This window comes from Wenzhouxiangella sp. XN79A, assembly GCF_012272825.1.
GTDB lineage: Bacteria > Pseudomonadota > Gammaproteobacteria > Xanthomonadales > Wenzhouxiangellaceae.
Genome location: NZ_JAAWWS010000134.1, coordinates 15,828 through 42,541 on the forward strand (window position 1 = coordinate 15,828; position 26,714 = coordinate 42,541).

The 26,714-nt window shown below is 68.8% G+C and carries 24 protein-coding genes; 6 read left to right on the forward strand and 18 right to left on the reverse strand.

The features are described 5' to 3' along the window. Positions 1-133: 133 nt before the first annotated feature. The 4 genes from HFP89_RS03355 to HFP89_RS16280 form a co-directional block, all read right to left on the reverse strand. Entirely contained in the window at positions 134-1,075 is a 942-nt protein-coding gene (locus HFP89_RS03355; protein WP_168716230.1) for an FAD-binding protein, read from the reverse strand. Beyond that, positions 1,075-1,821 carry an electron transfer flavoprotein subunit beta/FixA family protein gene (locus HFP89_RS03360; protein WP_168716231.1) on the reverse strand — a complete coding sequence of 249 codons (747 nt, stop codon included), beginning with the start codon at positions 1,819-1,821 and terminating at the stop codon, positions 1,075-1,077. Before HFP89_RS03360 ends, HFP89_RS03355 begins: the two co-directional genes overlap by 1 nt. A gap of 106 nt (positions 1,822-1,927) precedes the next feature. Further along, the gene (locus HFP89_RS03365; protein WP_168716232.1) at positions 1,928-3,538 is read right to left on the reverse strand and encodes an electron transfer flavoprotein-ubiquinone oxidoreductase; all 1,611 of its coding nucleotides are present in this window, start codon (positions 3,536-3,538) and stop codon (positions 1,928-1,930) included. 59 nt (positions 3,539-3,597) lie between these two features. Then, a complete protein-coding gene (locus HFP89_RS16280; RefSeq protein ID WP_168716233.1) occupies positions 3,598-6,036 on the reverse strand; it encodes a glycosyltransferase family 4 protein in 2,439 nt (812 codons plus the stop codon). A 113-nt stretch (positions 6,037-6,149) separates the two neighbouring features. On the opposite strand from HFP89_RS16280, the gene HFP89_RS03375 reads away from it, so the two are divergent. Both HFP89_RS03375 and HFP89_RS03380 read left to right on the forward strand, forming a co-directional pair. Further along, a complete protein-coding gene (locus HFP89_RS03375) occupies positions 6,150-7,298 on the forward strand; it encodes an AI-2E family transporter (protein ID WP_346775180.1) in 1,149 nt (382 codons plus the stop codon). Positions 7,299-7,326: 28 nt separating this feature from the next. Beyond that, positions 7,327-7,791 (forward strand): META domain-containing protein, encoded by a 465-nt coding sequence (locus HFP89_RS03380; protein WP_168716235.1) that lies wholly within the window; start codon positions 7,327-7,329, stop codon positions 7,789-7,791. Between the two features lie 55 nt (positions 7,792-7,846). Here HFP89_RS03380 and HFP89_RS03385 read toward each other — a convergent pair whose 3' ends face one another. From HFP89_RS03385 to HFP89_RS03410, 6 genes are all read right to left on the reverse strand, one after another. Next, positions 7,847-8,806, reverse strand: a complete 960-nt coding sequence (locus HFP89_RS03385) for a peptidylprolyl isomerase (protein ID WP_168716236.1) — start codon at positions 8,804-8,806, stop codon at positions 7,847-7,849. A gap of 78 nt (positions 8,807-8,884) precedes the next feature. Then, a complete protein-coding gene (locus HFP89_RS16285) occupies positions 8,885-9,775 on the reverse strand; it encodes a GGDEF domain-containing protein (RefSeq protein WP_168716237.1) in 891 nt (296 codons plus the stop codon). A 117-nt stretch (positions 9,776-9,892) separates the two neighbouring features. Beyond that, positions 9,893-10,399, reverse strand: a complete 507-nt coding sequence (locus HFP89_RS03395) for a ferritin family protein (protein WP_168716238.1) — start codon at positions 10,397-10,399, stop codon at positions 9,893-9,895. Next, positions 10,396-11,223 carry a thiamine pyrophosphate-dependent enzyme gene (locus HFP89_RS03400; RefSeq protein WP_168716239.1) on the reverse strand — a complete coding sequence of 276 codons (828 nt, stop codon included), beginning with the start codon at positions 11,221-11,223 and terminating at the stop codon, positions 10,396-10,398. The genes HFP89_RS03395 and HFP89_RS03400 overlap by 4 nt, the downstream gene beginning before the upstream one ends. Continuing rightward, positions 11,220-12,995 (reverse strand): 2-oxoacid:acceptor oxidoreductase subunit alpha, encoded by a 1,776-nt coding sequence (locus HFP89_RS03405; RefSeq protein ID WP_168716240.1) that lies wholly within the window; start codon positions 12,993-12,995, stop codon positions 11,220-11,222. The genes HFP89_RS03400 and HFP89_RS03405 overlap by 4 nt, the downstream gene beginning before the upstream one ends. A 107-nt stretch (positions 12,996-13,102) precedes the next feature. Continuing rightward, the gene (locus tag HFP89_RS03410; protein WP_346775181.1) at positions 13,103-13,729 is read right to left on the reverse strand and encodes an arylesterase; all 627 of its coding nucleotides are present in this window, start codon (positions 13,727-13,729) and stop codon (positions 13,103-13,105) included. On the opposite strand from HFP89_RS03410, the gene HFP89_RS03415 reads away from it, so the two are divergent. From HFP89_RS03415 to HFP89_RS03425, 3 genes are all read left to right on the forward strand, one after another. Further along, the gene (locus HFP89_RS03415) at positions 13,723-14,457 is read left to right on the forward strand and encodes an ATP-binding cassette domain-containing protein (protein WP_168716241.1); all 735 of its coding nucleotides are present in this window, start codon (positions 13,723-13,725) and stop codon (positions 14,455-14,457) included. The genes HFP89_RS03410 and HFP89_RS03415 overlap by 7 nt on opposite strands. Further along, positions 14,454-16,910 carry an FtsX-like permease family protein gene (locus tag HFP89_RS03420; RefSeq protein WP_168716242.1) on the forward strand — a complete coding sequence of 819 codons (2,457 nt, stop codon included), beginning with the start codon at positions 14,454-14,456 and terminating at the stop codon, positions 16,908-16,910. Before HFP89_RS03415 ends, HFP89_RS03420 begins: the two co-directional genes overlap by 4 nt. A 171-nt stretch (positions 16,911-17,081) precedes the next feature. Beyond that, a complete protein-coding gene (locus HFP89_RS03425; RefSeq protein WP_168716243.1) occupies positions 17,082-17,552 on the forward strand; it encodes a hypothetical protein in 471 nt (156 codons plus the stop codon). A 74-nt stretch (positions 17,553-17,626) separates the two neighbouring features. Here the strand turns inward: HFP89_RS03425 and HFP89_RS03430 are convergent, their stop codons facing one another. From HFP89_RS03430 to petA, 6 genes are all read right to left on the reverse strand, one after another. Then, positions 17,627-19,177, reverse strand: coding sequence for a CRTAC1 family protein (locus HFP89_RS03430; RefSeq protein ID WP_168716244.1), 1,551 nt, complete (start codon positions 19,175-19,177; stop codon positions 17,627-17,629). A gap of 86 nt (positions 19,178-19,263) precedes the next feature. Next, the gene (locus HFP89_RS03435; RefSeq protein WP_168716245.1) at positions 19,264-19,731 is read right to left on the reverse strand and encodes a ClpXP protease specificity-enhancing factor; all 468 of its coding nucleotides are present in this window, start codon (positions 19,729-19,731) and stop codon (positions 19,264-19,266) included. 31 nt (positions 19,732-19,762) lie between these two features. Continuing rightward, positions 19,763-20,380 (reverse strand): glutathione S-transferase N-terminal domain-containing protein, encoded by a 618-nt coding sequence (locus HFP89_RS03440; RefSeq protein WP_168716373.1) that lies wholly within the window; start codon positions 20,378-20,380, stop codon positions 19,763-19,765. A gap of 40 nt (positions 20,381-20,420) precedes the next feature. Continuing rightward, positions 20,421-21,185, reverse strand: coding sequence for a cytochrome c1 (locus HFP89_RS03445; RefSeq protein WP_168716246.1), 765 nt, complete (start codon positions 21,183-21,185; stop codon positions 20,421-20,423). After that, complete coding sequence (locus tag HFP89_RS03450) at positions 21,182-22,426, reverse strand: cytochrome bc complex cytochrome b subunit (RefSeq protein ID WP_168716247.1); 1,245 nt, start codon at positions 22,424-22,426, stop codon at positions 21,182-21,184. The genes HFP89_RS03445 and HFP89_RS03450 overlap by 4 nt, the downstream gene beginning before the upstream one ends. Positions 22,427-22,428: 2 nt before the next feature. After that, positions 22,429-23,055, reverse strand: a complete 627-nt coding sequence (gene petA, locus HFP89_RS03455; protein ID WP_168716248.1) for a ubiquinol-cytochrome c reductase iron-sulfur subunit — start codon at positions 23,053-23,055, stop codon at positions 22,429-22,431. A 225-nt stretch (positions 23,056-23,280) separates the two neighbouring features. Between petA and HFP89_RS03460 the strand changes: the two genes are divergently transcribed. Next, positions 23,281-24,381 (forward strand): trypsin-like peptidase domain-containing protein, encoded by a 1,101-nt coding sequence (locus HFP89_RS03460; protein ID WP_168716249.1) that lies wholly within the window; start codon positions 23,281-23,283, stop codon positions 24,379-24,381. 455 nt (positions 24,382-24,836) lie between these two features. Here the strand turns inward: HFP89_RS03460 and dcd are convergent, their stop codons facing one another. Together dcd and apbC are read right to left on the reverse strand one after the other, a co-directional pair. Further along, the gene (gene dcd, locus HFP89_RS03465) at positions 24,837-25,403 is read right to left on the reverse strand and encodes a dCTP deaminase (protein WP_168716250.1); all 567 of its coding nucleotides are present in this window, start codon (positions 25,401-25,403) and stop codon (positions 24,837-24,839) included. A gap of 132 nt (positions 25,404-25,535) precedes the next feature. Further along, entirely contained in the window at positions 25,536-26,618 is a 1,083-nt protein-coding gene (gene apbC, locus HFP89_RS03470) for an iron-sulfur cluster carrier protein ApbC (RefSeq protein WP_168716251.1), read from the reverse strand. Positions 26,619-26,714 lie beyond the last annotated feature (96 nt).

Consider the following 26,714-nt stretch of genomic DNA (forward strand, 5'->3'; position numbering starts at 1 on the left):
CCGAATTCAGGGCTTCAGACCATGGATCATTCGCATCGATCTGCGTCGATCTGCGGTCACCTGCGGTTCCGCAAAGAAAGAAACGCCCCGGTACAGGCCGGGGCGTTCGTCTTCACCAGCAGTACCGGTGCGTTCAGACGAGCTTTTCGAGCTCCGGGATGACGTCGAACAGGTCGCCGACCAGGCCGTAGTCGGCGATTTCGAAGATCGGGGCCTCGGCGTCCTTGTTGATCGCCACGATGGTGCCGGCGTCCTTGATGCCGGTCAGGTGCTGGATGGCACCCGAAATGCCGATCGCGAAGTACAACTCCGGTGCGATGATCTTGCCGGTCTGGCCGACCTGGAGTTCGTTCGGCACGTAGCCGGCATCGACCGCGGCGCGCGAGGCGCCGACGGCGGCGCCCATCTTCTCGGCGAAGCCGTAGATCAGCTGGAAATTCTCCGCCGAGCCCAGCGCCCGGCCGCCGGAGACGACGCGATCGGCCGTCTGCAGGTCCGGCCCGTCACCGCCGCCGCTCTCGAGCCGGACGTAGCGCGTGTGGCCCGGATCCTCGGCCGCCGCCGGGCGGGCATCGATTTCGGCCGCGTCGCCGCCTTCGGGCGCGGCCGCGAACGACGCGCTGCGGATCGTCGCGACCACGATCGCCTCGTCCGGCACGCGGACCGTCACGATCGCGTTGCCGGCGTAGATCGGGCGCTTGAAGGTGCGCGCGTCGATCACCTGCTGGATGTCGGACACCTGGTTGACGCCGAGCAGCGCGGCGGCGCGCGGCATCAGGTCCTTGCCGAAGGTGGTCGACGGGCCGAACACGTGGCTGTAGTCGGTCGCCAGCGCGGCGATTTCCGGGGCCAGCCGGGCCGCGGTCGGATGCTTGAACGCCGCGTCCTCGACGGCCACGACGCGACGGACACCGTCGAGTTTCGCGGCCTGGCCGGCGACCACGCTGCCGGGCTCGGCGAACACCGCGATGTCGATCGCCTCGGCGCCGACCTGGAGGGCGCCGGACAGGGTCTTGGCCGTGGCCGGATTGAGCGTGCCGTCTTCGTGCTGGGCAATGATCAGGATCGAAGTCATCACAGCAGTCCCTTGTTCTTGAGTTCGTCGACCAGTTCCTGGACCGATTCCAGCATGCGACCGCCGGCGCGTTTCGGCGGCGGCTCGAACGCGGTGGTCTCGAGGGCCGGACCTGCATCGACGCCGAGCTCGGCCAGCGCGATCTCCTCGAGCGGCTTGCGCTTGGCCTTCATGATGTCGGGCAGCTTGACGAACCGCGGCTCGTTCAGGCGCAGGTCCGAGGTCAGGACCGCCGGCAGGTCCACTTCCAGCGTCTCGAGGCCGGCATCGACTTCGCGGGTGACCGTGGCGATCTCGCCGTCGAGGTCGACCTTCGAGGCGAAGGTCGCCTGCGGGCGCTGCCACAGCGCGGCCAGCATCTGGCCGGTCTGGTTGCAATCGTCATCGATGGCCTGCTTGCCGAGAAAGACGATCTTCGGGTCTTCCTTCTCGACCAGCTTCAGCAGCGCGCGTGCCGCGGCCAGCGGCTGGACTTCATCGTCGGTGAGCACGTGCAGGGCGCGGTCGGCCCCCATCGCCAGGCCGGTGCGCAGCTGCTGCTGGCAGTCCTTGCTGCCGATCGAGCAGACGATGACTTCCTCGGCCTTGCCGGCCTCCTTGATGCGCAGGGCCTCTTCCAGCGCGATCTCGTCGAACGGATTGATCGACATCTTCACGCCCTCGGTCTCCACGCCGGAGCCGTCGGACTTGACGCGGACGCGGACGTTGTAGTCCACCACCCGCTTGATCGGAACGAGAATCTTCATGGAATCGGGGCCTCGCGGAATCGATGAAAGATCAGCCCGGTATTGTACCAACCGGGCCGACCCCGAGGGATTCGGGGTCGTTCACGGCGACCGGCCGGGCGTCGGATCAGAGGTTCGAATAGTTCGGCCCGGCGCCGCCTTCCGGCGTGACCCAGTTGATCACCTGGTACGGATCGGCGATGTCGCAGGTCTTGCAGTGCACGCAGTTGGCGGCGTTGATCTGGATCCGCTTGCCGTCCTCGTCGTCGACGACCTCGTAGACGTTGGCCGGACAGAACCGGGTGCACGGGTTGCCGTACTCTTCTTCGCACTTGGTGAAGCAGACGTCGGGATCGACGATCTTCAGGTGGACCGGCTGGTCCTCGTCGTGCTCGGTCGAGGCGAAGTACACCGAGGCCAGGCGATCGCGCGGCGGCAGGTCGCGGTCGACGTAGTCGTAGTCGAAGACCTTGCCGTTGCGCTTGCGGTACTGCTCGTGGTCGGCGTGGTTGGCGATCGTGCGCGGCAGCTTGCCGGCCGTGACGGTTTCCACCACGGCGGTCAGCAGGCCGCGCCACAGGCCCTTCTGGAACCCCGGTCGGATGTTGCGCACCTTGTTCAGTTCGGCGACGATCTCCGAGGCGCGCAGCGCGTCGTCGAAGCCGGTGGTCGTCCGATGCTCGGCGATGTGCTCGGCGGCGAGCATGCCGGACTTCATGGCCTGGTGGGTGCCCTTGATCTTCGGCACGTTGAGCAGCCCGGCGGAGTCGCCGATCAGCATCGCACCCGGCATCTCGACCCGCGGCAGGCTCTGGAGGCCGCCCTCGACCAGCGCGCGGGCGCCGGACGAAAGAATCTCTCCGCCCTCGAGCAGCGCATGCATGCTCGGGTGATGCTTGAACTGCTGGAAGGCCTCGAACGGCGTGAAGTCCGGGTCCTGGTAGTCCAGCCCGCAGACGAAGCCGACCGCGACCCGGTCCTTGTCGAGGTGATAGACGAAGCTGCCGCCGTAGATGCCGTTCGGCAGCGGCCACCCGATCGTATGCTGGATGTGTCCGGGTTTCACCCGGCCCTCGGGCAGCTTCCAGAGCTCCTTCATGCCGATCGCATAGGTCTGCGGATCGCTCTCGGCGTCCAGGCCGTACTTGCCGATCGCGCGCTTGGTCAGGTGGCCGCGGCAGCCTTCGGCCAGCACCGTGATCGGGGCGCGGATCTCGATGCCCTGCACGTAGGTGTCCTTCTCGTTGCCCTCGCGGTCCACGCCCATGTCGCCGATGATCACGCCCCGGACCGCGTCGTTGTCGTCGTAGGCCAGGTCGGCCGCGGCGAAGCCCGGGAACAGGTCCACGCCCAGCGCCTCGGCCTTCGGCGCCAGCCAGGCGCACATCGCGCCGAGCGAAACGATGACGTTGCCGTGGTTGTTCTGCTGCGGCGGGGTGGGCAGCCTGCGCGAGCCGGTCTTCGTCAGCAGCCGGAACTCGTCGCTGGCCGCCGGCACGCAGATCGGCGGCGGATCCTCGCGCCAGCCCTCGACCAGCGCGTCCAGCGGGCCGGTCTCGATGACCGCGCCGGACAGGATGTGTCCGCCGATTTCGGCGGCCTTTTCGATCACGCAGACGTTCAGGGCTTCGTCGAGCTGCTTGAGCCGCATCGCGCAGGCCAGCCCGGCCGGGCCGGCACCGACGACGATGACATCGTATTCCATGACTTCGCGTTCGGGAGTTTCGCCTTCGGACATGCTCGGAAATCGCAGCTTGAGGAAGGTCGGCAGTATACCGACAACGCCTCGGCGATCCGTCAGCCCGCCCCGCGCACCCGCGCGACGTAGCGCCCGGCGATGGATCGCCAGTCGAGCCGGGCCACCCAGTCGGCAGCGCGGTCGGCCAGCGCCTGACGCGCATCGACATCGGCCAGCAGCCCGGCGACGAGGTCGGCCATCGCGTCGGGGTCGTCGACGATGCGAAGTTCACGGCCGTCGCGGAGCGGAAGTCCTTCCATGCCCTTGCGCGTGGCGACCACCGGAACCCGGGCGGCGAAGTCGTCGAGGATCTTCATCCGGGTGCCGCCGCCGCTTCTCAGCGGGATCACCGCCAGGTCGGCGCCCTTCAGGTGGCCGGCCAGGTCATCGACCGGACCGGCGAAGGTCACGCCCGGCAGCGGCTGCGCCGGCGGACGCGGGCCGCAAGCCAGGACCGACGCCTGCACGCCGCGTTCGGCCAGCGCCGGCAGCAATCGGGTCGACAGTTCCTCGACCGCCTCGAGATTGGGCGGATAGCTATAGATGCCGTGATAGACCAGCACCGCGTGATCGGCCGGCAGTCCGTACCTTGCCCGCAGATCGACCGGTTCGGCCCGTTCGAAGCGCTGCAGGTCCACCCCGTGCGGGATGGTCACGATGCGGGCTTCGCGAACGCCGGCGGCGATCAGGTCATCGCGGTCCCGGTCCGACACGGTGACGACGTGATCGCAGGCATTGGCCAGTTCGACTTCGGTGCGCTTGAGCAGCCGGGCGCCGCGCGCACCGAGCTCGGGCACCTGGTCGGCAATGCGCTGGAATTCGACGTTGTGCTCGACCAGCACCGAGCGGGTGCCGAACAGCCGCGCCGCCCACACGGCCGGGTGCGCGTAGGCCGGAAATTCCGCCTGCACGACTTCGACCGGGTAGCGTCCGAGCAGCCACAGCAGCCGCGCGTGCAGCCCGCGATCCACCAGCGGCAGATACAGGAACGCGTTGGAATACGGCAGGCCCTTGAGCAACAAGCGAAGCAGGTTGAACGCACGCGGCCAGCCCAGCGCACGCAGCCAGAGCGGAAACCGGCGCTCGCTCCGTTCGCCCCGCTCGTAGACCCAGTAGCGGTCGCGGCGGTCGGTCAGCAGCACCACGCGCTGGACGTGATGCGACAGCCCCCAGGCGGTTCGCTCGATCTTGACTGCCGCGCCGTGGTCGGTCGGAAACAGGTCGCTGCGGCTGGTCACGATCCAGGTCGCCTCGTCGCCGGCCGGCCGCGGTCGGTCGGCGGCGAGCCGCTGGAGCACTCGGTGATAGGGTCGGCGAACCAGGGTGTGCGCCCAGCGCGACAGGTAATGCCGCCGGAACGCGCCGAGCGCGCCGCGCGCAGCCGGCGGCGCAGTCAGGTCCAGCGGCTGCGGCCTTGCCTGCAACTGACCTTGGCCGAGCGCGACCAGCGCATCGAACAACGCGGCGTAGTTGCGCGCCGCGTCCAGCTGCTCGCGGGCCAGCGCCAGTGCACCGGACGCGGCGCGCTGCAGCGCCATCGGCTCATCGGCCAGGCGCTCGAGCAGCGGCGGCAGGTCGTCGGGCGAGTCGACCAGCCAGCCGGCGCCATGATGCTCGATCGCCCCGGCCAGCGGCAGGAACCGATTGGCAACCACCGGCACGCCCCGGCAGAGTGCGTCGGTCATCCGGAAGGACTGGCTGTAGCGCCGCTCGAGGTTGTCGTCGCACAACTCCAGCAGCAGGTCGGCCCGACCGAGTCGATCGAGGTAGTCGTCGAAGCCCGACAGCGCGTCGGGTCGCCCGAGATCATCCAGCGTCCATCCGGTGTCGGCCTGCCGAACCGCTTCCAGCCATCGCGTCGAGACCCGCCAGGGCCAGTCGCGGCCACCGTGGAAGGCGATCGGGGATCGGGCTGGCTGCTCGCCCGGCCGACCGACTCGGGCATCGTCGGGCGCATTGTCAGGGACATCGGCCACCGGCGCCGAGATCGGCACCACGCGGATCGGCACGGCGAACCGACAGTCGTGTCCAGCCAGCAGCAGCCACGGCACCATCAGATCGGCCTGGCGCGCGTTGCCGACCCACACCTCGCGGCTGCGCGCCAGCAGGCGGATCAGCCGCCGGGCGTCGTTGGACATTCGGGCACGGTCCTCGAACAGGCGTTCGAGCATGCGTGGCGCGATGTAATCGAGCACCAGCGCACCATCGAGGTCGGTCGGAATCCACTCCTCGAACTCCCAGTAGCCCAGCACCACGACGTCCGGTCGCTGGCGGCGGATCCACAGCGCCAGCGCCGCCGGCGTGGCCACCGGCAGGACCTCGAACGCGCGCGCTGCAGTATCCGGTGCCGTGGCATCCGGATGCGCATAGGTCACGGCAGCGCCGCGTCCGACCAGCGCCTCGGCGATTCGCGCATGCCGCACGGCCAGACCGTCGGCGGGCCGGGCCGGATCGTACGGCGGATGTTCGCTGAAGATCAGGACGCGGAGCGGGGCCACAACGAGTCGTCCGATGAGGGGATCGACAGGATACGGCATCCTTGCCGTTGCGGTTGCCGCCCGGCGTGGCATTGCCTATAGTCGAGCCCGACCCGATGAATGGATGCGTGACGGTGGAAAAACTCGAACAGCGATTGTTCCTGGTGCTGCTTGCGGGCGTGACCGCACTGTTCCTGTTCCTGCTCCAGCCGTTCTTCGCGCCGATCCTGTGGGCCTGCATCATCGCGGTCCTGTTCCACCCGCTGCAGGTCCGGCTCGAGCGCGCCTGGGGCGACCGGCCCAACCTGATCGCGCTGACCGTGCTGCTGGCCTGCATCGTGCTGGTCGTGGTGCCGGTGCTGCTGCTGCTCGCCTCGTTCGCCCAGCAGGGCATCGCGCTGTACCGCCAGATCGACACCGGCGAGATCCAGCCGGGGCAGTACATCGACCAGGTCCGCAACGCCTTCCCGGCCGTCCAGGCCCTGCTCGAGCGATTCAGCATCGACATGAGCTCGGTGCGCGAGAACGTGGCCAACGCCGCGGTGGCAACCAGCCGCTTCGTGGCCCAGAACGCGCTGGCGGTCGGCCAGGGCACCTTCGGGTTCTTCCTCAAGCTCGGCCTGATGCTGTACGTGGCCTTCTTCCTGCTGCGCGACGGCCGGCGACTGATCGAGCAGCTGGTCCACGCGCTGCCGCTGGGCGACGAGCGCGAGCGGATGCTGTTCCAGAAGTTCGCCGAGGTCACGCGGGCCACGGTCAAGGGCAACCTGGTCGTGGCGATGGTCCAGGGCGCGCTCGGTGGACTGATCTTCTGGATTCTCGGCATCCCCGCCGCGCTGCTCTGGGGCGTGGTGATGACCGTGCTGAGCCTGATCCCGGCGATCGGCGCGGGCATCATCTGGCTGCCGGCGGCGATCTACCTCTACGCCATCGGCGACTGGGTCTCGGCAACGGTGCTGATTCTCTACGGGGTGTTGATCATCGGCCTGGCCGACAACATCCTGCGTCCGATCCTGGTCGGGCGCGATACCAAGCTGCCGGACTGGCTGGTGCTGCTCTCGACACTCGGCGGCCTGACCATGTTCGGCCTCAACGGCTTCGTCGTCGGCCCGCTGATCGCGGTGCTGTTCATCGCGTTCTGGCAGATCTTCGGGCGCGAGTTCAATGAGAGCCATCCCGAGCACCAGCGCTCGATGTCCGACGACCCGTCCACCGACGAGCCCTCCGCAGACGACCACGGCCGCGATCTCGACGAGACCCGCACCGAGGACGTCCGTTCATGACGTGTATCGAATCGCTCGAGGAGTGCCCATGCGATCGCTTTCCCGAACCGCCCTGCTTTTCGCCGGCCTGCTGGGCCTGAGCGGCTGCACGATGCCGAACGCCCCGGACGTCGAACCCGACTCGGGCACCGACCCCGAGCGCCTGACCGCGACCACCTGGGTGTTCGAGACGGTGGCCGACCAGCCCCTGCCCGATCGGGTGCGGGTGACGATGGGCTTCGAAGCGACCGAAGGCCGGGTGTTCGGCCGCGCCGGCTGCAACCGCTACACGGCCGGCTACACGCTCGACGGCGCCGACTTCGAGGTCGGCACCGCGGCCGCCACCAAGATGATGTGCCCCGAGGCCATGATGCAGGTCGAGGACCGGTTCCTGAAGGCGCTGGACGGGTTCCGCCGCGCGACGATCGATCCGGCCACCGGGCGGCTGGAACTGGCCGGCGCGGACGGCGCGCGGTCGTGGGCCTTCCCCGCTCCCGAGGGCGAAGCGGACTGAACCCAGCGGCGCCCCGGCCGGCGACGCCGGCCGGGAACCGAAGATCACGGGTCGATCAGAGACCTTCGCAGCTGTCGAGGTCGTTCGGCCGGGTCAGGCGGGCCAGCGGTCGTTCGCCGCTGCCGAACTCCGGCGAGTCATAGCTCATCACCGCGCTGCCGCAGCCGGTGACCTCGAAGGTGATCGTGCCCCATTCCTCGACGTTCCGATCGTCCGGGTCGAAGGCATCGCCGAACTGCGGACCGTCGAGAATCACCATCGGCACGGTGACCGCCGACGGGCCGAAGTCGAAGTTCGCGCTGCCGGCCAGCCAGAACTGCTGGCCGTCGATGAAATCGTAGAGGTAGATCACCAGCGTCGCGTCGTTGCCGGACGCGCCGCCGTTGGCGATCTCGACGTTGAGCCCGCGACCCGGGTTCTGCGGGTCGAACCAGGAACCGGTATGCAGCGGCATCAGCGGATAGCCGTCGGTCTCGACGACGCGCTCGATGCGTACCGGACGCAGCGGGTAGTCGCGCAGCGCCTGTGCAGCGATACTGGTCGTCGGAGCCGACTGGATGGACTCCAGCACGTTCAATCCGGTCACGACTTCGCCGAACACGGTGAAATCGCCGTCGAGGACGTCGTTGACCGCGGTGTTGATGAAGAACTGCGCACGGCCGCTGTCGACATCCGAACCGGCGAGCGCCATGGCGATCGTGCCCGGCACGTTCAGCCGTCCATTGGACGCTTCGCTCTGAATCGCCGGAAACGGCGGGGGCCGGAAGGCCAGCTCATCGTCGAATGCGCCGGCCTGGACGACGAAGTCCTCGATTACCCGGTGGAAGATGATCCCGTCATAGAACCCCTGCTCGACATGGGCCAGGAAATTGGCCACGGTAATCGGTGCGGCACCCTCGTCCAGTTCGAGGATCATCGGTCCTTCCGTGGTTTCCATCCAGACCGTGCGGGTCTGGGCGTGGGCAGGGGTCAGGCAGGCGACGAACAGCGCGGCAAGGACAAGGCGTTGGAGCATGGCGGCGGTCTCGGTGTCGGGGGTACGGATTCGGTGCCAACCTTACCTTTTTCCGCGCCCCTGCGGGCCACGGCTGCGTCAGTCCCGGGCCACGGCCACCTGGTTGCGGCCGTCCGCCTTGGCCTGGTAGAGCGCCCGGTCGACGCGCTGCATCAGCTCCAGCGGCGGCTCGGCCGGCCGCGAACGGCCAACACCGATGCTCAGGGTCACGCCGAGATCGTCGCGCGGACGCAGCGCCGCCACGGCGCGAACGATGCGGCGGGACAGGGTCTCCAGGCCCTCGTCGTCGTCGGGGGCGACGATCATCGCGAACTCCTCGCCGCCGAGCCGGAACAGGTCGTCCGGTTCCGGCGCCAGTCCGCGCAGTACGTCGGCGACCTGGCTGAGCACCTCGTCGCCGACCGCGTGGCCGAAGCGATCGTTGACCCGCTTGAAATGATCGAGGTCCATCAGCAGCAGCCCGAAGCCCCGGTCCTGGCGCTGGTTGACGACCTGGTTGAAGCGGCGTCGGTTGCCGAGCCCGGTCAGCGGTTCGCGCAGGCTCAGCCGCTCGAGCTCCTGCATCATCTGACCGGAGTGGCGGACCAGGCCCAGCAGGCCGAGGGCGGCCAGCAGCATGCCGAGAACTCGCGGCACGTCCTCGGCGAAGGCCGACACCCACAGCGGTTGCCGGACCAGTTCGTCCAGCACGTCGCTGACGCAGGACACCAGCCACAGGATCAGCCCGACGCTGAGCAGCGCGTGGATCCGGGCCGGCAGATCGCGGGACTGTAATGCAACCAGGATCGACGCCAGCAGCAGCGCGATCAGCCACTCGGCGATACCGCCGAAGGTCAGCAGGCGAGGCGTCGGCAGCCGCGGCAGCAGGCCCAGGTGCAAGCCGATGACCAGCGACAGCAGGCAACCGGCGCCGACCAGCAGCAACCAGCGCCCGGAGCGGCGTCTCGAATCGGCGGAATCGCTGGACACGCTCGGCTCCTCAAGGCACGAGCGCATAGGATACTCTTCGCGCCCGCGTCCGCGGGCCGGTTCCCGGATGCGCTCGAGGCTCGTTCAGCGAGTCGCCGAGCGAAGCGCCGGGCTCGATCAATCCACGTCGATCGGCGGATCGAGATCACCGAGCGCATCGCCGGGTTCGTCCGGCAGGCGCTGGATCCAGCGCTCGATTTCCAGGGCATGGCCGCCCTCTTCCTCGGCGAATTCCCCGGCCAGCGCGCGGACCTCGGGATCAGAGGTGGTCTCGGCCACCCGGGCGTAGAAGTCGTGCGCCGAGCGCTCGGCGGCCAGCGCCACGGCCAGGGCGTCGTGGGCGCTCATCCGGTAGTGCACCGCCTCGGTGGCCGCGCTTTCCGGACTTTCCGCGCCGCCCCAGGCAAACGCCCAGGGATCGACCGCCGGCACCCCGCCGGCCCGCTCGGCCCGCTCGCGCGCCTCGGCCCGGTGCAGGCGCGAGTAGTGCGCCATCTGCGCGAACAGTTCGGCGATCTCGGTGTTGTGGTGGACGTCCATCGCCCGATGGAGTTCGTCGTAGCGCTCTGCCGCGTCGGTTTCCAGCGCCACGGCATGGGCCAGGAATTGCTGCAGCTCGTTCATGCGCCCCCTCCGACGACCAGCGCCCGTTCCGGGGCGCGATGAGCCTCGGGTGCCGGGTCGCCCTGCCACGGTGCCGGCGGCGCCCTGAACAGCAGGCCGGTGGTCATGCCGTCGTCGTCGAGCAAGCGGGCCATCGCCTCGGTCCGGATCGAGGTCGGTTCGAAATCCTCGTGAACGATCTTCTTGTAGCCCATCTGCTCCGGACGATAGGTGATGCACGGCGAGAGCACCTGGATGAAGGTGAAGCCGGGGTAGTCCAGCGCCTCGACGATCCGCTGGGCCAGTCCGTTGGGGTTGCCGGAGAATTCCCGGGCGACGAAGGCGCAGCCCGAGGCCAGCGCGATCTCCAGCGGCCGGAAGGCCGGCATGTGGGTCCCGGTCGGCGTCAGCTTGCTGCCGGTCCAGTCGGTCTGGGTGGTCGGCGAGGCCTGGCCCTTGGTCATGCCGTAGACCGCGTTGTCCATGACCAGGTAGACCATGTTCACGTTGCGGCGGCAGGCGTGCATGAAGTGGTTGCCGCCGATCGAGAAGCCGTCGCCGTCGCCGCCCATCGCGATGACCGTCAGGTCGGGCCGGGCCACCGCCAGGCCGGTGGCCATCGGCAGCACGCGACCGTGGACGCCGTGGAAGCCGTACGGGGTCATGTAGGCCGGCAGGCGCGACGAACAGCCGATGCCCGAGATCAGCGCAACGCGCTCCGGCGGCTGCTGGCGCGCCGCCAGCGCTTTGGTCAGCGCGTTGAGAATGCCGAAGTCGCCGCAGCCCGGACACCAGACCGGGTGGACATCGGACTTGTAATCGCGGGCAGTCAGGGTCTCGCTCATGCCGGGGTCTCCTCGCGGTTCGGGCGTGCGTCCAGCGCCTCGCTCAATGCCGCGACCAGCTCGCCGGGACGCAGCGGCAGCGGGCCGGGTCGGTGCCATGCAGTCAACGGACAGGGCCAGTCGGCGTTCGCACGGAGCAGCCGGTGCAGCTGGCCGGAGTGGTTGTGTTCGACGACGACCGCGCGTTCCACGCCCGCCAGCGCGCCGCGCAGCGCGTCGATCGGCAGCGGCGAGATCAGCCGCAGCGCGATGCAGCGAACCGCGCATCCGGCGGCGCGCAGCCGATCGACCGCCTCGCGCACCGCGGCCGTGCTCGATCCCCAGGTGATCACCGCCGCGGCACCGTCCCCGTCGACCTCGCCCCAGGCCGCGCCGAAATCGAACCCGGTCAGCTTGTCGCGGCGCTTGTCGAGCTGGGCCCGGTGGTCGGCCGAGCGCGACGAGGGCCGGCCGCGCACATCGTGGGTCAGTCCGTCGGCAACGTACATGCCGCCGGGGGTGCCCGGAATCGCCATCGGCGAGACGCCGTCGTCGGTGATTGCATAGCGCCGATAGTCGGCGCCCGGCGATTCGGCGCAGCGCCGAGTGGCCGGCGAGCTCCGCGTCGGCGGTTCATCGACGATCAGCCGCGACTGGGCCAGCGACTGGTCGGACAGAACGATCGCAGGGGCCTGCAGCGCCTCGGCCAGTTCCACGCTCCACTGGGTCGTGAACAGACAGTCGGCCACGCCCAGCGGGGCCAGCACCAGGTGCGGCGCCTCGCCGTGCAGGCCGTTGACGGCGATGTCGAGATCGGTCTGCTCGGACTTGGTCGGGATGCCGGTCGAGGGGCCGCCGCGCATGACGTCGACGACCACGATCGGCGTCTCGGAGGCGACCGACAGGCCGATCGCTTCGAGCATCAGGGCCAGCCCCGGACCGGAGGTGGCGGTCAGCGACGGGACCCCGCCGAAGCTCGCGCCGATGCACATGTTGACGGCAGCCAGCTCGTCCTCGGCCTGGACCAGGTCGCCGTCGGCCGCCGGAAGCTCCTCGGCCAGCCACTCGAGCAGGTCGGTGGCCGGCGTGATCGGATAGGCGGCGACGAACCGGATGCCGCCGCGCAGGGCGCCGAGCCCGGCCGCCTGGTTGCCGCTGACGTTCCAGCGCACACCGGCCGCGCGGCTCGGCGACAGCGGGCGGGACAACGGCGGTTCGGTCGCGAGGCCGAGCTCGAGCACGGCCAGCGCGGTCTCCACGCTGCGCTCGCCGAACCGGGCCCGCACCGCCTCGCGCACGAGGGCGGCCGGCAGGTCCAGGGCGCCGGCCAACAGGCCCAGCACCACCAGGTTCGGCCGACCGCCGCGCACGGCGCGGGCCGTCTCGCTCAACGGCAGTCCACGGCAGTTCGCCCCGCTGGCGACGACGACCGGCGGCACCTCGCCGGCCTTGTCGTCGAACAGCACCTGGCTGTCCGGACTCAGCGGAATCTCGTCGGCGAAGCGATCGATGTTGCCCCAGTCCAGCGCGACCAGCAGGTCGTAGGCGTCTCCCACGCCCTCGATCGGAGTGCTCGAGAGCCGAAGCAGCGCTGCGGCCTCGCCGCCGCGGATCTGCGGGCCGAAGGTCCGGCCCATCCGGCCGTACAGTCCGGCCCGGGCCGCGGCATCCAGCAGCAGTTCGCCGACCGTCATGACGCCGGCCCCACCGCTGCCCGAGATCGCGATCGACAGGGTCCCGGCGGGCGAACACCCGGAGTGGGGAGGGGGCTGGGCTGCGGCGTGCGTCGTCATCGACCGGGAGCGTCCTTGCATGAACCGGGCGCCAGACTAGCGAGCACCGACCGCCTGCCAGTTGATTCAGGACAATTCGACGACGTCGCAGCGCAGCGGGCGCGGGTTCATTCCGACGGCGGCGCCTCGCCGACCCGCGCGAGCGCAGCCTCGACGGCCGGCCGGATCAGCTCGGCCAGCCGTGGCTGGGCCGCTTCGGTCGGATGGATGCCGTCGTCCATCAGCATGCCCGGTTGGTCGAACAACGGTTCCAGGAAGAACGGGATCCACTCCGCGCCGGTCGCCTCGGCCACGGCCGGGTAGACCGCTTCGAAGGCGCGCACGTAGCGCGGGCCGAGGTTCGGCGGCAGGCGGACCTGCATCAGCAGCACTTCGGCGCCGAGGGCCCTGCCCTGCTCGACGATCCGCTCGAGGTTGGCCTGCAGCCGATCGGGCGCCAGGCCGCGCAGGCCGTCGTTTCCACCGATAATGACCACCAGGACATCCGGCGGGTGAGTGTTCAACAGGCCGTCGAGCCGATCGAGTGCGCCCGACGAGGTGTCGCCGGAAATGCTGCCGTCGACGACGCGGTGCGCGGGACCGAGCGCCTCGTCCAGGTGCGCGACCCAGCCGGCTTCACGCGCCATGCCATAGGCATCGGACAGACTGTCGCCGAGCACGACGACGGTCGCGGCCGACGCGGGCATCGCGACCAGCGCGGCGACCAACCACAGGGAAACAGACCAACGTGACACGCGAACATTCTCCTTCCGATGCCGCCGACGGCGCGGCTCGACCGCTGCTGGTCGCGCAGGACGTCGGCTTCCATGTCGAAGCGCCCGGCGGACGCCTCGATATCCTGCACGATATCAACCTGACGTTGATGCCGGGCGAAACCCTGGCGATCGTCGGCGCCTCCGGCTCGGGCAAGACCACCCTGCTCGGCCTGCTGGCCGGCCTCGAACTGCCCAGCACCGGCGGGATCGAACTGGCCGGCACCGCGCTGGAGCGGCTCGACGAGGACGGCCGGGCCGAGCTGCGACGGCGGCGGGTCGGGTTCGTGTTCCAGTCCTTCCACCTGATGCCGAGCCTGACCGCACTCGAGAACGTGATGCTGGCGCTGGAGATCGCCGGCGTCGACGCGCCGCGACCGGCCGCGGAGGCGGCGCTGCGCGAAGTCGGCCTGGGCCACCGGCTCGACCACTATCCGCGCCAGATGTCCGGCGGCGAGCAGCAGCGTGTCGCGATCGCACGGGCCTTCGCGCCGGAGCCGGCGCTGCTGTTCGCCGACGAGCCGACCGGCAACCTGGACCGTCGGACCGGCGACCAGGTCGCCGAGCTGCTGTTCCGGATCCACCGCGACCACGGCACCTCGCTGGTCCTGGTCACGCATGACCCGGCGCTGGCCCGGCGCTGCGACCGGACCGCCGTGATCGAGGACGGCCGGCTGGCGCTCCAGCCCGACGCCGCCACGCCGGCATGAACGCCTGGCGACTGTCGAGCCGGCTGCTGCTGCGCCAGGGTCGCTCCGGCGCCCTGTGGATGCTGATCATCGGGCTCGGCGTGGCGGCCGCGGCGCTGACCGCGGTCACCCTGTTCACCGACCGGGTCGGGCGGGCCCTGGAGCAACAGGCCGGCGAAGTACTGGCCGCCGACCTGAGGATCAGCGGCCGGGCCCGGCCGGCCGACGCGCTGGAAGCGCAGGCCCGCGAGCTCGGCCTGTCGACGGCGCGACTACTGGACCTCGACACCGTCGTCTATTCCGACAACGAATCGTCGCTGTTCGAGGTCAAGGGCGCCGGCGACGGTTATCCGCTGCGCGGTCGGCTGCAGGTGGCCGATGCGCCCGGTGCCGCCGATCGACCGGCCGACGGCCTGCCCGGCACCGGCGAGGCCTGGATCGAGCCGAGAGGGCTGCGCGCGCTGTCGATCGAGCTGGGCGATCCGATCTGGGTCGGCGAACAGGCGTTGACCGTGACCCGGCTGCTGACCTATGAGCCGGACCGCGGCGACGGTCCGTTCGCGCTGGCGCCGCGAGTCATCGTTGCGCTGCCCGACCTGCTCGACGCCGGACTGCTCGGGCCGGGCTCGCGGGCCCGCCATCGCTTGCTGGTTGCCGGCCCCGCCGAGGCGGTCTCGGCCTACGAACAGGCCGTTCGACCGACCCTCGACGACCGCACCCGCCTGACCACGATCCGCGATGCCGAGAACCAGACCTCCGAGGCGCTGGACCAGGCCCGCCGCTTCCTGGCCGTGGCCGCGTTGACGGCGGTGGTGCTGGCCGCGGTCGCGGTCCTGCTGGCGGCGCTGCGCTTCGCCGAGGCCCAGCGCGACCTGGTCGCGGTGCTCAAGGCCTTCGGGGCGCGCGGAGCGGTCATTCAGCGTGCGATGCTGTTGATGCTGCTCGGCCTGGTACTTTGTGCGGCCGCGCTCGGCGCACTGGGCGGCGGGATCGGCCAGCACCTGATCGCCGAGATCCTGGCCGGCAACCTGCAGGAACCGCTGCCGCCGGTCTCGCTGGCCCCGCTGCCGGGACTGGCCGCGTTCACCCTGCTGCTGGCGGTCGGCTTCGCGCTGCCGCCGCTGGCCGCGCTGCGCCACGTGCCGCCGATGCGGATTCTCAATCGCTCGCTGGACCAGCGGCCGCGGGCCGGAGCGCTGGGCTGGCTGCTGGCCGTGGCGGTGGCCCTGCTGCTGCCGGTGATCCAGCTCGGCCAGCCGCGGCTGGCGCTGTACGTGCTCGGCGGCAGCGCCGTGCTGGCGCTGGCCCTGGCGCTGGCGGCCTGGGGCGCGGTGCGGCTGACCCGGGCGCTGGCCCATCGCGTGCGCGGGACGTATCGATTCGGCCTGGCCGGCCTGGGCCGGCGCGAAGCGATGAGCATCGTCCAGACCACCGCGCTGGGGCTGGGGCTGATGGCCCTCCTGCTGCTGATGGTGGTGCGCACCGAGCTGATCGACCAGTGGCGGGCCAGCCTGCCCGACGACACGCCCGATCACTTCATGGTCAATATCCAGCCCGACCAGGCCGACGCGCTGCGCGAGGAACTCGCCGCGCTGGGTGTCGAAGGGCTCCAGGTCCGGCCGATGGCCAACGCCAACCTGGTCGCGATCACCGGCGAAACACCGCCGGACGACGCCTTTACCGGGCAGGTCAACCTGTCGTGGATCGACCGCCTGCCGCCGGCCAACGTGGTCCGCGAAGGTCGCTTCTGGTCGCCCGACGCGACCGGTGAGATCTCGCTGGCCAGTCGCTGGGCCGAGCGGGTCGGGGTCGGACTCGGCGACCGGCTGACCTTCGACGGCGGCGGGCAGACCTTCACCGGCGAGGTCACCAGCATCCGTGAGGTCGACTGGGGCTCGTTCAACGTCAATTTCTTCCTGCTGGTCACGCCGGAGGCGGCGAACCAGCTGCCGCACCAGTACATCGCCAGCTTCCGCGCCCCGCCGGACCGGCTCGAGGCGCTCGACCGCGTCGCCCGATCGCGGCCGAACGTCACCCTGCTCGACGTCGGCGCACTGGTCGACCGGGTGTTCGAGATCATCGACCAGGTCAGTCGCGCGGCCCAGGTGGTGTTCGCGTTCACGCTGGCCGCCGGGCTGGTGGTGCTGCTCGCCGCGCTGGAGGCCACCCGCGACCAGCGCCGCTCCGAGGCCGCGCTGCTGCGCACACTGGGTGCCGAACGGCGGATGGTCCGGGGCGGACTGCTGATCGAGTACGGCGTGATGGCGGTGATCGCCGCAGCGCTTGCGGTGGCCGGCGCGGCGGTGGTCGGCGGACTGCTGGCCAGGGAGCTGTTCGGCTTCGACTATCGGCCGGGCGTCGGCTTGTTCGCACTGGGCTTCGGGGCCTCGGTGGCCTTGATCGTCGGTGCCGGCTGGCTCGGCAATCGCAGCGTGCTCCAGACGCCGCCGGTGCGCATCCTGCGCGAGCGCTGAACGCACTGCCGGTCGGCGCAGCCGGGTCCGGCGTTACGCAGCAGCACGTTGCCGTCGGGCCGGTCGTTGACGGTGCAGATAGCGATCCCGCCGTCGGGGTCGAAATCAGCGGCGATCAGGCCCAGCCTGGTGCCGAGCGGCCGCGCCCCGTCGAAGCCGCCGGCAAGGTCGGTGAACCCACCCGTGCCGTCGGCGATCAGGATCCGGTCGTACTTCCTCGGATCCGGCGGACGGCTGCGCGAGTGCGCGGCGACGATCAGGATCCCGCCAGCCGTCGCGGTTGAAGTCGGCCCAGGCCGGGCCCTGGCTACGCTCGGGGCGGTTCTGCACCGGCGTCGTGCGGTCTTCGAATCCGGCTGCACCGCGGTTGCGCAGCAGCAGGTTGTCGCCGTTGCAGGGCAGGTCGGCGTCCGGCCAGCCGTGGTTGTCGTCGTCGGCAACCGTCACGGCCGTGCGCTGGGGGCCGAGGGTGGCCGGTCGGGCGGCGAAGGGTTCGCGCTCGACGAACTGGCCGATGCCGACGTCGAACAACAGACGATCGGGTTGGAAGTCACCGGTAAGCAGCAGGTCCGGCCGTCCGTTGCGATCGAAATCCGCCACCCCGACCCCGCCGGCCGGTCACGACGCCGGCGGTCGCGGTGACACCGTCGGATCGGGGTGCAGACTCGAGGTCGGCCGAAGGACCGAGCACCATCACCACCGTCAGCATCCGCCGATCATGGCGCGGACTCCAGTGAATCGGAGAACAACGGATCGAAGTTCGGGTGGGCGCGGTGATGGTAGCGGCCCGCCGGAACGGGCCCCAGCGACTCGGCGAGCCCGTCCGGCCAGTGGATGGTGACCTCGGCCGCGGTGGCGTCGCCGATGCCGAAATGAACGATCGGGTCGTGGCTGGCTCCACGTGACTCGCCGGAGCGAACCTCGCGCCACTGCGTACCGTCTGCGGTCTGGATCTCGACCCGCGCGCCCAATGCGTCTCGCGAGACCCCGGCCGAGCCGCCCTCGAGCTCGAACCCGATCCAGTTGCCGGCGGTCGTCTGGTTTCGATAAAGACGATAGCCGTTGGTTCCGTGGCCGAGAACCAGGTCGAGCCGCCCGTCGCGGTCGAAATCGATCAAGGCCCCGGCGATCGTGACCAGGTCGATATCGAGGCCGGACTGGCCGGTCACGTTGGCGAAGCTGCCGGATCCGAGATTCCGGTAGATCTGGTCGGTGCCGTCGATCGTCCCGTCCGGCGTCGGCATGACCGCCAGGTAGGCATCTTCATGGCCGTCGTGATCGAAATCGGCGAAGATCGTGGCCCAGCCCACGCCCGGGTGGCTTACGCCGGCCGCATTCTGGACCTCTTCGAACGCCAGCGGATCGCTGGAAGTGGACCGCAGCAACACCTGTTCGCCGATGCTCGAGAAAAACAGGTCCGGCCGGCCGTCACGGTCGATGTCACCGATCGCGATGCCCATCCCGAACACCGGCCGATCGGCCCCGCTGGCCAGCGAGACGTCTTCGAAACAGACGCTTCCACAGCCGGGCCCGGTGTTGCGCCACAGGACGTTGCCGAGGTTCTTGTCGTTGACCACGTAGATGTCGGTCCGCCCGTCCCGATCGATATCGGCCTGGACCGCAGCCAGCGTCGGCTGAATCAGGCGCGAGAAGTCCAGCTGCTGGGCCGCATCGATCCAGGCCGGCCCGGCCATCTGCAGCAGGATTCGATCTCGATTGAACGGATCGCTCGGGTCGGCGGTCGCCGTCGTGGGATAGGTCCCGACGAACAGGTCCGGCAGTCCGTTCCGATCCAGATCGCCCCAGGCGACGCCGTCCACCCAGGCGGGCGTGAGCCCCGGCGGGTCGTGGTCGAGTTCTGCAGTGGTGACGTCCGCAAACCCGGTGCCGGTGTTGCGAAACAGGTGGTTCGGCCCGTTCCGGCAGGCCACGTACAGGTCGGGCCAGCCATCGTTGTCGTAATCGGCCGCGGCAGCGACGTTGCACAACGCACCCTGAAGCTGTGCGTTGTGAGCGGGGATCTCGAAGAACTGCCCGGTGCCGTCGTTGTAGAAGAGACGATTGGGCTCGCTGTATCCGGTCACGAAAATATCGGGGAAGCCGTTGCGATCGAAGTCCGCCACTGCGATTCCGCCAGCATGGACATCGGCATTCATCGCCGGCTGGAACCCGGAAGGGCCGGAGACGTCGGCGAATTCGATAACGGCCTGCGCCGACATCGTTGCGGCGACGCCGGCCAGTGCGAGCACGGTACGGATGGACTGCATCAACGGCCCCTTGATCGTGATCCGCCCCCGGTTATCTCCAAAACGGGACCGGCTGTCAACCGGATCTTCGACAACGAATCGAACGGCTACTTGATGATCTTCAGGTTCGGTCGGCGCTTGCGGCCGCCGTCGGGCCCATCGGGGTCGTCGTCCGGGTCCTCGCCGCTGCCGTCGGGCCGCTCGGACGCCGGCGGTCCTTCGACCGGACGCGGACCGGGACTCTCGGCGGGTTCGGCATCGCCGTCCTCGGCGTCGGGAAACATCATCCCCTGGCCGTTCTCTCGGGCGTAGATCGCAAGCACCGCGTCGATCGGCACCACCACCCCGTGCGAGACGCCGGAGAATCGAGCGACGAAACTGACGTAGTCGGCGTCGACGTCGAAGTCGCGCACCGCGCTGGGCGAGATGTTGAGCACGACCTTGTCGCCGGACCGCACCGATTCGGGAATCTGCAGCTCCGCGTCGGTACCGTCGACGAGGATCTGCGGGGTCGCGCCGTTATCGACGATCCACTCGTACAAGGCCCGCAGCAGGTACGGGCGAGAGGAACTCATCGCCGTGGGTCCGGACACCATCGGCGGCCGATCAGACCGGTTCTTCTTCGCGGAAGGACCGCTCGACTTCGGTCAGGCTGCGCTGGAAGGCATCGCGCGCGAACATCCGGTCCATGTAGCGCTGGATGTTGCGGGTCGACTTCGCCGGCAGATCGACCCCATAGGTGGGAAGCCGCCAGAGCATCGGCAGCAGCGCGCAATCGACCAGGCTGAGCTCGTCGTTGAGCAGGAACGGCGACAGGCCGAACAGCGGGTCGGACTCGATGATGCTGTCGCGCAGCTGCTGGCGAGCCGTCGCGATCCGCTTCGGTCCGCTGGAGGTCTCGATGATGCGGCCGTTCTCGATCCAGTCGCGATGGATCCGATACAGCGCCAGCCGCAGCCGCGAGCGCGACACCGGGTCGACCGGCATCAGCGGCGGATGCGGATAGCGTTCGTCCAGGTACTCGGTGACGACCCAGGTGCCGTAGACGACCAGATCGCGATCGACCAGGGTCGGCGGCTCGCCGTACGGACTGAGCTCGGCCAGGTCGGCAACCGCCGATCGGTCCTGCTCGATGTGGATGATCTCCACGTTGAGGCCCTTCTCGGCCAGCACCACCCGAACCCGGTGACAGTCCAGACAGTTCTCCGACGAATACAAGGTCATCATGGTCGTGCTCTCCCTCCGGTGGCGGCGCGGCCGCCGCTCACTTCTTCACGTCCTTCCAGTACTCGTGGTACAGCAACCAGGCCAGGAACGTGAACACGACCAGGAAGAGCAACACCCAGACACCGAGCCGCTCCCGTTCGAGAATGGCCGGCTCACCCATGTAGATCAGGAACGCGGACAGGTCGCGCATCGCCGCGCTGTACTCTTCGGGCGTCATCAGGCCCGGCTCGTCGAGCGTGAGCTCCTTGAGTCGTGTCTGCTCGTCGCCGTTCTCGTCGACCACCGTCTCGTAGACCGGCCGCTGGATGCCCTGCAGTTCCCAGAGAACGTGCGGCATCGATGCGTTCTCGAGCACGGTGTTGTTCCAGCCTTCGTCGGTCAGGTAGAAGCCCTTCATGAAGGTATACACCCAGTCGACCCCGCCCTTGGAGCGGGCAACCAGGGTGAGGTCCGGCGGCGCCTTGCCGAACCAGTCCGCCGAGGCCTCGTAGGGCATCGCGGGCTTCATGTAATCGGTGAGTTCCTGATCGCCGAACAGCAGGTTCTGTTCGATCATTTCCTCGTCGAGGCCCTCGATGTCCTCGGCCAGACGCTGATAGCGCATGTACTCGGCCGAATGGCAGCTGTGGCAGTAGTTGACGAAGAACTTCGCTCCGCGCTGCAGCGACGCCATGTCGTGCACGTTCGCGCCCGAGGCTTCGAGCCCCTCGTATCCACCGGCCGCGTAGGCGCCGGGCAGGGCCACGACGGCCGAGAACAACGCGCCTGCGGCGCGGGCGGTCCACTTGTTGAAACGCATCATTTCGTCACCCGTTCCGGTACAGGTCTGGTTTTCTCGTACTTGGTGATGAACGGCATCAGCCCGAAGAACGCGAAGTACACGAAGGTCCAGATTCGGGCCTCGAACACTTCGGCCGCCGTTCCCGTGCCGAGCCCGAGCATGCCGAGACGGAAGAAGGCGATGGCGAAAACCACCAGCAGGATCTTGCTGGCCAGGCCCTTGTAGCGGATCGAACGCACCTTGGACCGATCCAGCCACGGCAGCAGGAACAACACCGCGATCGCCGCGCCCATCAGAAGCACACCAAGGAGTTTGTCGGGGACGGCCTGGAGGATCGCGTAGTACGGCGTGAAGTACCAGACCGGGACGATGTGTTCGGGCGTGACCAGCGGATCGGCCGGAATGAAGTTGTCCTTCTCCAGCATCAGCCCGCCGCCGGTCGGGGCGTAGAAGATCATGAACGCGAACAGGGTCAGGAAGACGCCGACACCGAAGATGTCCTTGACCGTGTAGTACGGATGGAACGGGATGCCGTCCAGCGGACGTCCCTGTTCGTCCTTGTTCTTCTTGATATCGATGCCGTCGGGATTGTTCGAGCCCACTTCGTGCAGCGCGGCCAGGTGGAGCACGACCAGGAGCAGCAGGGCCAGCGGCAGCGCGATGACGTGCAGCGCGAAGAACCGGTTCAGGGTCGCATCGGACACGAAGAAGTCGCCGCGGATCCATTCGACCAGCGCGTCGCCGATGTAGGGAATCGCCCCGAACAGCGAGATGATCACCTGGGCGCCCCAGTAGGACATCTGGCCCCAGGGCAATACGTAGCCCATGAAGGCCTCGGCCATCAGCACCAGGTAGATGAACACGCCGAGGATCCAGACCAGTTCGCGCGGCTTCTTGTACGAGCCGTACATCAGGCCGCGGAACATGTGCAGGTACACGACGATGAAGAAGAACGAGGCGCCGGTCGAGTGCATGTACCGGATCAGCCAGCCCCACTCGACGTCGCGCATGATGTACTCGACCGAAGCGAAGGCTTCGGCGGCGCTCGGCTTGTACTGCATGGTCAGGAAGATGCCGGTGACGATCTGGTTGACCAGCGTCAACAGCGCCAGCGAACCGAAGAAATACATGATGTTGAAGTTCTTCGGCGCGTAGTATTCGCTGATGTGCGCCTTCCAGAAGTCCGAGACCGGAAGGCGACGGTCGACCCAGTTACCGACCGACTCGAGCTGCCGCGAAAGATTGCTTGCAGGCTTGGCCATGATCAGGCTGCTCCTTCAGGATCTTGTCCGATGATGACCGTATCGTCGTCAACGAATCTGTACGGCGGAACGATCAGGTTGGTGGGTGCGGGCACGCCCTGGTAGACGCGGCCGGCCAGGTCGAATTTCGACTTGTGGCACGGACAGAAGAAGCCGCCCTTCCAGTTTTCCTCGAACGGCTGGGCGCCGACTTCGGGCAGGAATTCCGGCACACAGCCCAGGTGGGTGCAGTGCAGGTTCAGGACCAGGATTTCCGGCTTGATCGAACGATGGATGTTCTGCGCGTATTCCGGCTGCTGGTCCGGCGTGTTCTCGCTCTGCGGGTCGCGCAGCTGGCCGTTGAGTTCGGGCAGGTCGTCGAGCATCCGCTCGTTGCGGCGCATGATGCCGATGGTCTGGCCGCGCCAGACCGTCTTCATCAGCTGGCCGGGCTGCAGCTCGCCGATGAACGCTTCCACCGGCGCACCGATGACCCGGGCCTTGGCGCTCGGCTTCCAGGACGCGAAGAACGGCCACGCGGCAAATCCGGCGCCGACCGCTCCGACCGCACCGGTGCCGGCGAGCAGCAGCATGCGGCGGCCCTTGTTCGGCGCGGGGTCCAGCGACGCGAGCGATTCCTTCTCTGACATGAATGCACTCCTGATTCAGGCAGGCTGTGACGTGGGAAACCCGCTTCCGGACATCGGCAACCGGGCGTCGGCGACGCCCGACCAACGGACGGACTCGGATTTGGTCAATCCTCTATTTTACCGAAAATTTCACGTTCTGCTCGATCTCCGGTGGCCCGGGCTCGGAGATCGCCGGGCCGACGGGCGTAGAATGCCGATATTGTCCGCTATTCGCGTCACTCCACGATGAAACGTCTCAGCCTGTTTCTCGCCCAGACCGTGCTGGCCGGTCTCGCCGTCGCGTTCCTGCTGGTCTGGTTCCGGCCGGATCTGCTGCCGACGACCGCCTCGCCGTCGCCGGCCGGGGGCACGGTGCGCAGTTACGCCGACGCCGTCAACCGCACCGCGCCGTCGGTGGTCAGCATCTACACCCGCACCCTGGTCAGCGAACCGATGATCCGGGAGGGCGGCGACGTGATGTTCCGGCAGCTGTTCGGCGACCGCCAGGTGCTGCGGCCCAGGAACGGGCTGGGGTCGGGGGTGATCGTCTCGCCCAACGGAGTGATCCTGACCACCGCCCATGTGATCGACGGCGTCGACAACATCTTCGTCTCGCTGTTCGACGGCCGGGTCGCCGAGGCCCGCGTGATCGGGACCGATCCCGGCACCGACCTCGCGGTGCTCAAGGTCGAGCTCGAAGGCCTGCCGGCCGCGGTGTTCGACACCGAGACGCGTCACCGGCCCGGCGACGTGGTGCTGGCGATCGGCAACGCGTTCGGACTGAACCACACGGTGACCGCCGGCATCATCAGCGCCACCGGTCGCGGCGACCTGAACCTGACCGCGTTCGAGGACTTCATCCAGACCGACGCGGCGATCAACTCCGGCAACAGCGGCGGCGCCCTGATCAACCCCGACGGCGAGGTCATCGGCATCAACTCCGCCTCGTTGAGCCAGGACATCGGCGCCCAGGGCATCAGCTTCGCGATCTCGGCCCGGCTGGCCACCGACGTGCTCGAACAGATCCTGCTCTACGGCCAGGTCCAGCGCGGCTGGCTGGGCGCCAACCTCGCCGACCCGCCGCTGGTGGCGCTGGAAGGCGAACAACAGCCGCAGGGCGTCCAGATCAGTCAGATCTACCGCGACGGCCCGGCCTGGAGAGGCGGCCTGCGGCCCGGCGACATCCTCATCCGCGCCGACGACGAGCCGGTCGGCACCGCACGCGAATTCACCCTGAAGATCGCCGAAAAGCCCCCCGGCACCGAAATCGAACTGGTCGCCATGCGCAGCGGCCAGACCTTCACCACCTCGGCCACCCTGATCCAGCACCCGCCGCTGCAGCGCTAGCCCGCCACTCGTCGTGTAACGAATAGCGAGTCGGAGAGCGTTCGGCTGCAAGGCCTGTCTCGCAGGGAATGGCACAGGATGTGTGACCGGGCACACTCGCCGAGAGGAGGCAGCCACGAGGGGACAGGACGAGCCGAAACCCTTTCCGAGCGCCCCTGCGCTGCGTGCGATTGACCACAGGCGGATGCAGATGCGCGCAGATCGAAACCTTTCCGGAGCGCACCCGGCGGGTAACCGATATCGCGCAGCAGGGTCGCGGCGCTGGTGTGCGCATGCAGTCGACATGGTCGATCTCGGCGCCGTGCGCGGATGATCATCTTCCCCCGACCGCAGCGTCGATCGGCATGGCTCGTGATTTCCCGCCGTCATCGGCGTCCATCGCCGTTCATCGGCGGTTCGCATTCACGCTGCGGCCATCGACCCGGATCGAGGCTCGGGCGTCCCGTCACGGGCGCTCAGGCGCGCGGCAGCGTCACGCCGCGCTGGGCCTGGTACTTTCCGCCGCGGTCGGCGTAGCTGGTCTCGCATTCCTCGTCGGATTCCAGGAACAGGAACTGGGCCACGCCCTCGTGGGCGTAGATGCGCGCAGGCAGGGGGGTGGTATTGGAGAACTCCAGCGTGACGTGGCCTTCCCACTCCGGTTCCAGCGGGGTGACGTTGACGATGATGCCGCAGCGGGCATAGGTCGACTTGCCGAGGCAGATCGTCAGCACGTTGCGCGGGATGCGGAAGTACTCCACGGTCCGGGCCAGCGCGAAGGAGTTCGGCGGGATGATGCAGGAGTCGGCCCGGACATCGACGAAGCTGGCGGGATCGAAGTTCTTCGGGTCGACGACGGCCGAATTGATGTTGGTGAAGATCTTGAATTCGTCGGCGCAGCGAACGTCGTAGCCGTAGCTCGAGGTGCCGTACGACACCAGCCTGCGGCCGTCGGCCTCGCGCACCTGGCCGGGCTCGAAGGGCTCGATCATGCCGTGTTCGGCGGCCATGCGCCGGATCCAGCGATCCGATTTGATGCTCATGTGCTTCGTCCAGTCTGCGCTTCCTCGGCAGGGCCGGGGCCGCGGGTTGACCGCCGAGTCCGGCGGTGGTTCGGTTCGGTCCGCAGAGAATACGCGCTCCGGCCGGCGCTGCGCGAACCGGTTTCGTGCCGGTCAGTCCGAGATCGTGATCCTGGGCATCCGGATCGAGGTGCTGGCCGCCTGCCGGGCCAGCCGCGCCGCGCTCTTCCGGGCGATCTCGCGGAAGCGCATCGCCACGGCGCCGTCCGGGTCGGCGACCACCGACGGCGCGCCCTGGTCGGTCGAACGGCCCAACGCGGCGTCCAGCGGCAGCTGGCCGAGCAGCGGAAGGCCGGTCTCGTCGGCGATCCGCGCGCCGCCGCCGTGTCCGAACACGGCCTCTTCGTGGCCGCAGTTCGAACACAGGTGCGTACTCATGTTCTCGACCACGCCGAGCACCGGCACCTTGACCTTGCGGAACATCGCCACGGCGCGGCGCACGTCGTCCAGCGCCACGTCCTGCGGCGTGGTGACCACGATGCTGCCGGCCACCGGAATCCGCTGAGCGAGGGTCAGCTGCACATCGCCGGTGCCGGGCGGCAGGTCGATGACCAGATAATCGAGATCGTCCCAGAGTGTCTCCGACACCATCTGCTGCAGGGCCTGGGTGGCCATCGGGCCGCGCCAGATCATGGCCTGGTCGACCGCGACCAGCACGCCGATGCTCATCGCCTGGATGCCGTGGGCTTCCAGCGGCAGGATGCGCCGGTTCTCGGTCGTGCCCGGCTTGCCGGTCAGCCCGAGCATGCGCGGCTGGCTGGGGCCGTAGATATCGGCATCGAGCACGCCGACGCGGGCGCCTTCGGCGGCCAGGGCCAGGGCGAGGTTGGCCGCAACGGTCGACTTGCCGACGCCGCCCTTGCCCGAGGCCACCGCGATCACGTTGCGCACCCCGTCCAGCGGCTTCAGTCCGCCCTGCACCGCGTGGGTGGCGATCTTCGTGCCCAGGTCGATGCTGACCGCCTCGACGCCGTCGAAGGCCTCGAGGCAGGCGCGGATGCGCTGTTCGAACCGGTCGATCGAGCCCCGGGCCGGGTAGCCGAGCACGACCTCGACGGCCACCTTGCCGCCGCGCACTGCGACCCCACGGACCGCATCGCCCAGCGGCGCGCCGGCATCGGGGTCATCCAGGCCGCGCAGGGCTTCGAGCAGTTCGTCGCGGTTCGGTTCGGTCACAGGGGCCTCCTCGTGCAATACGTGCGGCGGGCTATTGTAGGCGCGACGCGGGACCGGTCGCACGACTGGTATGCTTGCGCCCTGTTCGACACACCT

What these genes read in the sequence shown, in the direction of transcription:
- dcd (WP_168716250.1), bottom strand. Translation starts at nt 25,403, where the DNA reads ATGAGCATCAAATCGGATCGCTGGATCCGGCGCATGGCCGCCGAACAC.
- HFP89_RS03365 (WP_168716232.1), bottom strand. Translation starts at nt 3,538, where the DNA reads ATGTCCGAAGGCGAAACTCCCGAACGCGAAGTCATGGAATACGATGTC.
- HFP89_RS03430 (WP_168716244.1), bottom strand. Translation starts at nt 19,177, where the DNA reads ATGCAGTCCATCCGTACCGTGCTCGCACTGGCCGGCGTCGCCGCAACG.
- HFP89_RS03355 (WP_168716230.1), bottom strand. Translation starts at nt 1,075, where the DNA reads ATGACTTCGATCCTGATCATTGCCCAGCACGAAGACGGCACGCTCAAT.
- HFP89_RS03460 (WP_168716249.1), top strand. Translation starts at nt 23,281, where the DNA reads ATGAAACGTCTCAGCCTGTTTCTCGCCCAGACCGTGCTGGCCGGTCTC.
- HFP89_RS03440 (WP_168716373.1), bottom strand. Translation starts at nt 20,380, where the DNA reads ATGACCTTGTATTCGTCGGAGAACTGTCTGGACTGTCACCGGGTTCGG.
- HFP89_RS03380 (WP_168716235.1), top strand. Translation starts at nt 7,327, where the DNA reads ATGCGATCGCTTTCCCGAACCGCCCTGCTTTTCGCCGGCCTGCTGGGC.
- HFP89_RS03395 (WP_168716238.1), bottom strand. Translation starts at nt 10,399, where the DNA reads ATGAACGAGCTGCAGCAATTCCTGGCCCATGCCGTGGCGCTGGAAACC.
- HFP89_RS03405 (WP_168716240.1), bottom strand. Translation starts at nt 12,995, where the DNA reads ATGACGACGCACGCCGCAGCCCAGCCCCCTCCCCACTCCGGGTGTTCG.
- HFP89_RS03385 (WP_168716236.1), bottom strand. Translation starts at nt 8,806, where the DNA reads ATGCTCCAACGCCTTGTCCTTGCCGCGCTGTTCGTCGCCTGCCTGACC.
- HFP89_RS03420 (WP_168716242.1), top strand. Translation starts at nt 14,454, where the DNA reads ATGAACGCCTGGCGACTGTCGAGCCGGCTGCTGCTGCGCCAGGGTCGC.
- petA (WP_168716248.1), bottom strand. Translation starts at nt 23,055, where the DNA reads ATGTCAGAGAAGGAATCGCTCGCGTCGCTGGACCCCGCGCCGAACAAG.
- HFP89_RS03400 (WP_168716239.1), bottom strand. Translation starts at nt 11,223, where the DNA reads ATGAGCGAGACCCTGACTGCCCGCGATTACAAGTCCGATGTCCACCCG.
- HFP89_RS03445 (WP_168716246.1), bottom strand. Translation starts at nt 21,185, where the DNA reads ATGATGCGTTTCAACAAGTGGACCGCCCGCGCCGCAGGCGCGTTGTTC.
- HFP89_RS03360 (WP_168716231.1), bottom strand. Translation starts at nt 1,821, where the DNA reads ATGAAGATTCTCGTTCCGATCAAGCGGGTGGTGGACTACAACGTCCGC.
- HFP89_RS03450 (WP_168716247.1), bottom strand. Translation starts at nt 22,426, where the DNA reads ATGGCCAAGCCTGCAAGCAATCTTTCGCGGCAGCTCGAGTCGGTCGGT.
- HFP89_RS03435 (WP_168716245.1), bottom strand. Translation starts at nt 19,731, where the DNA reads ATGAGTTCCTCTCGCCCGTACCTGCTGCGGGCCTTGTACGAGTGGATC.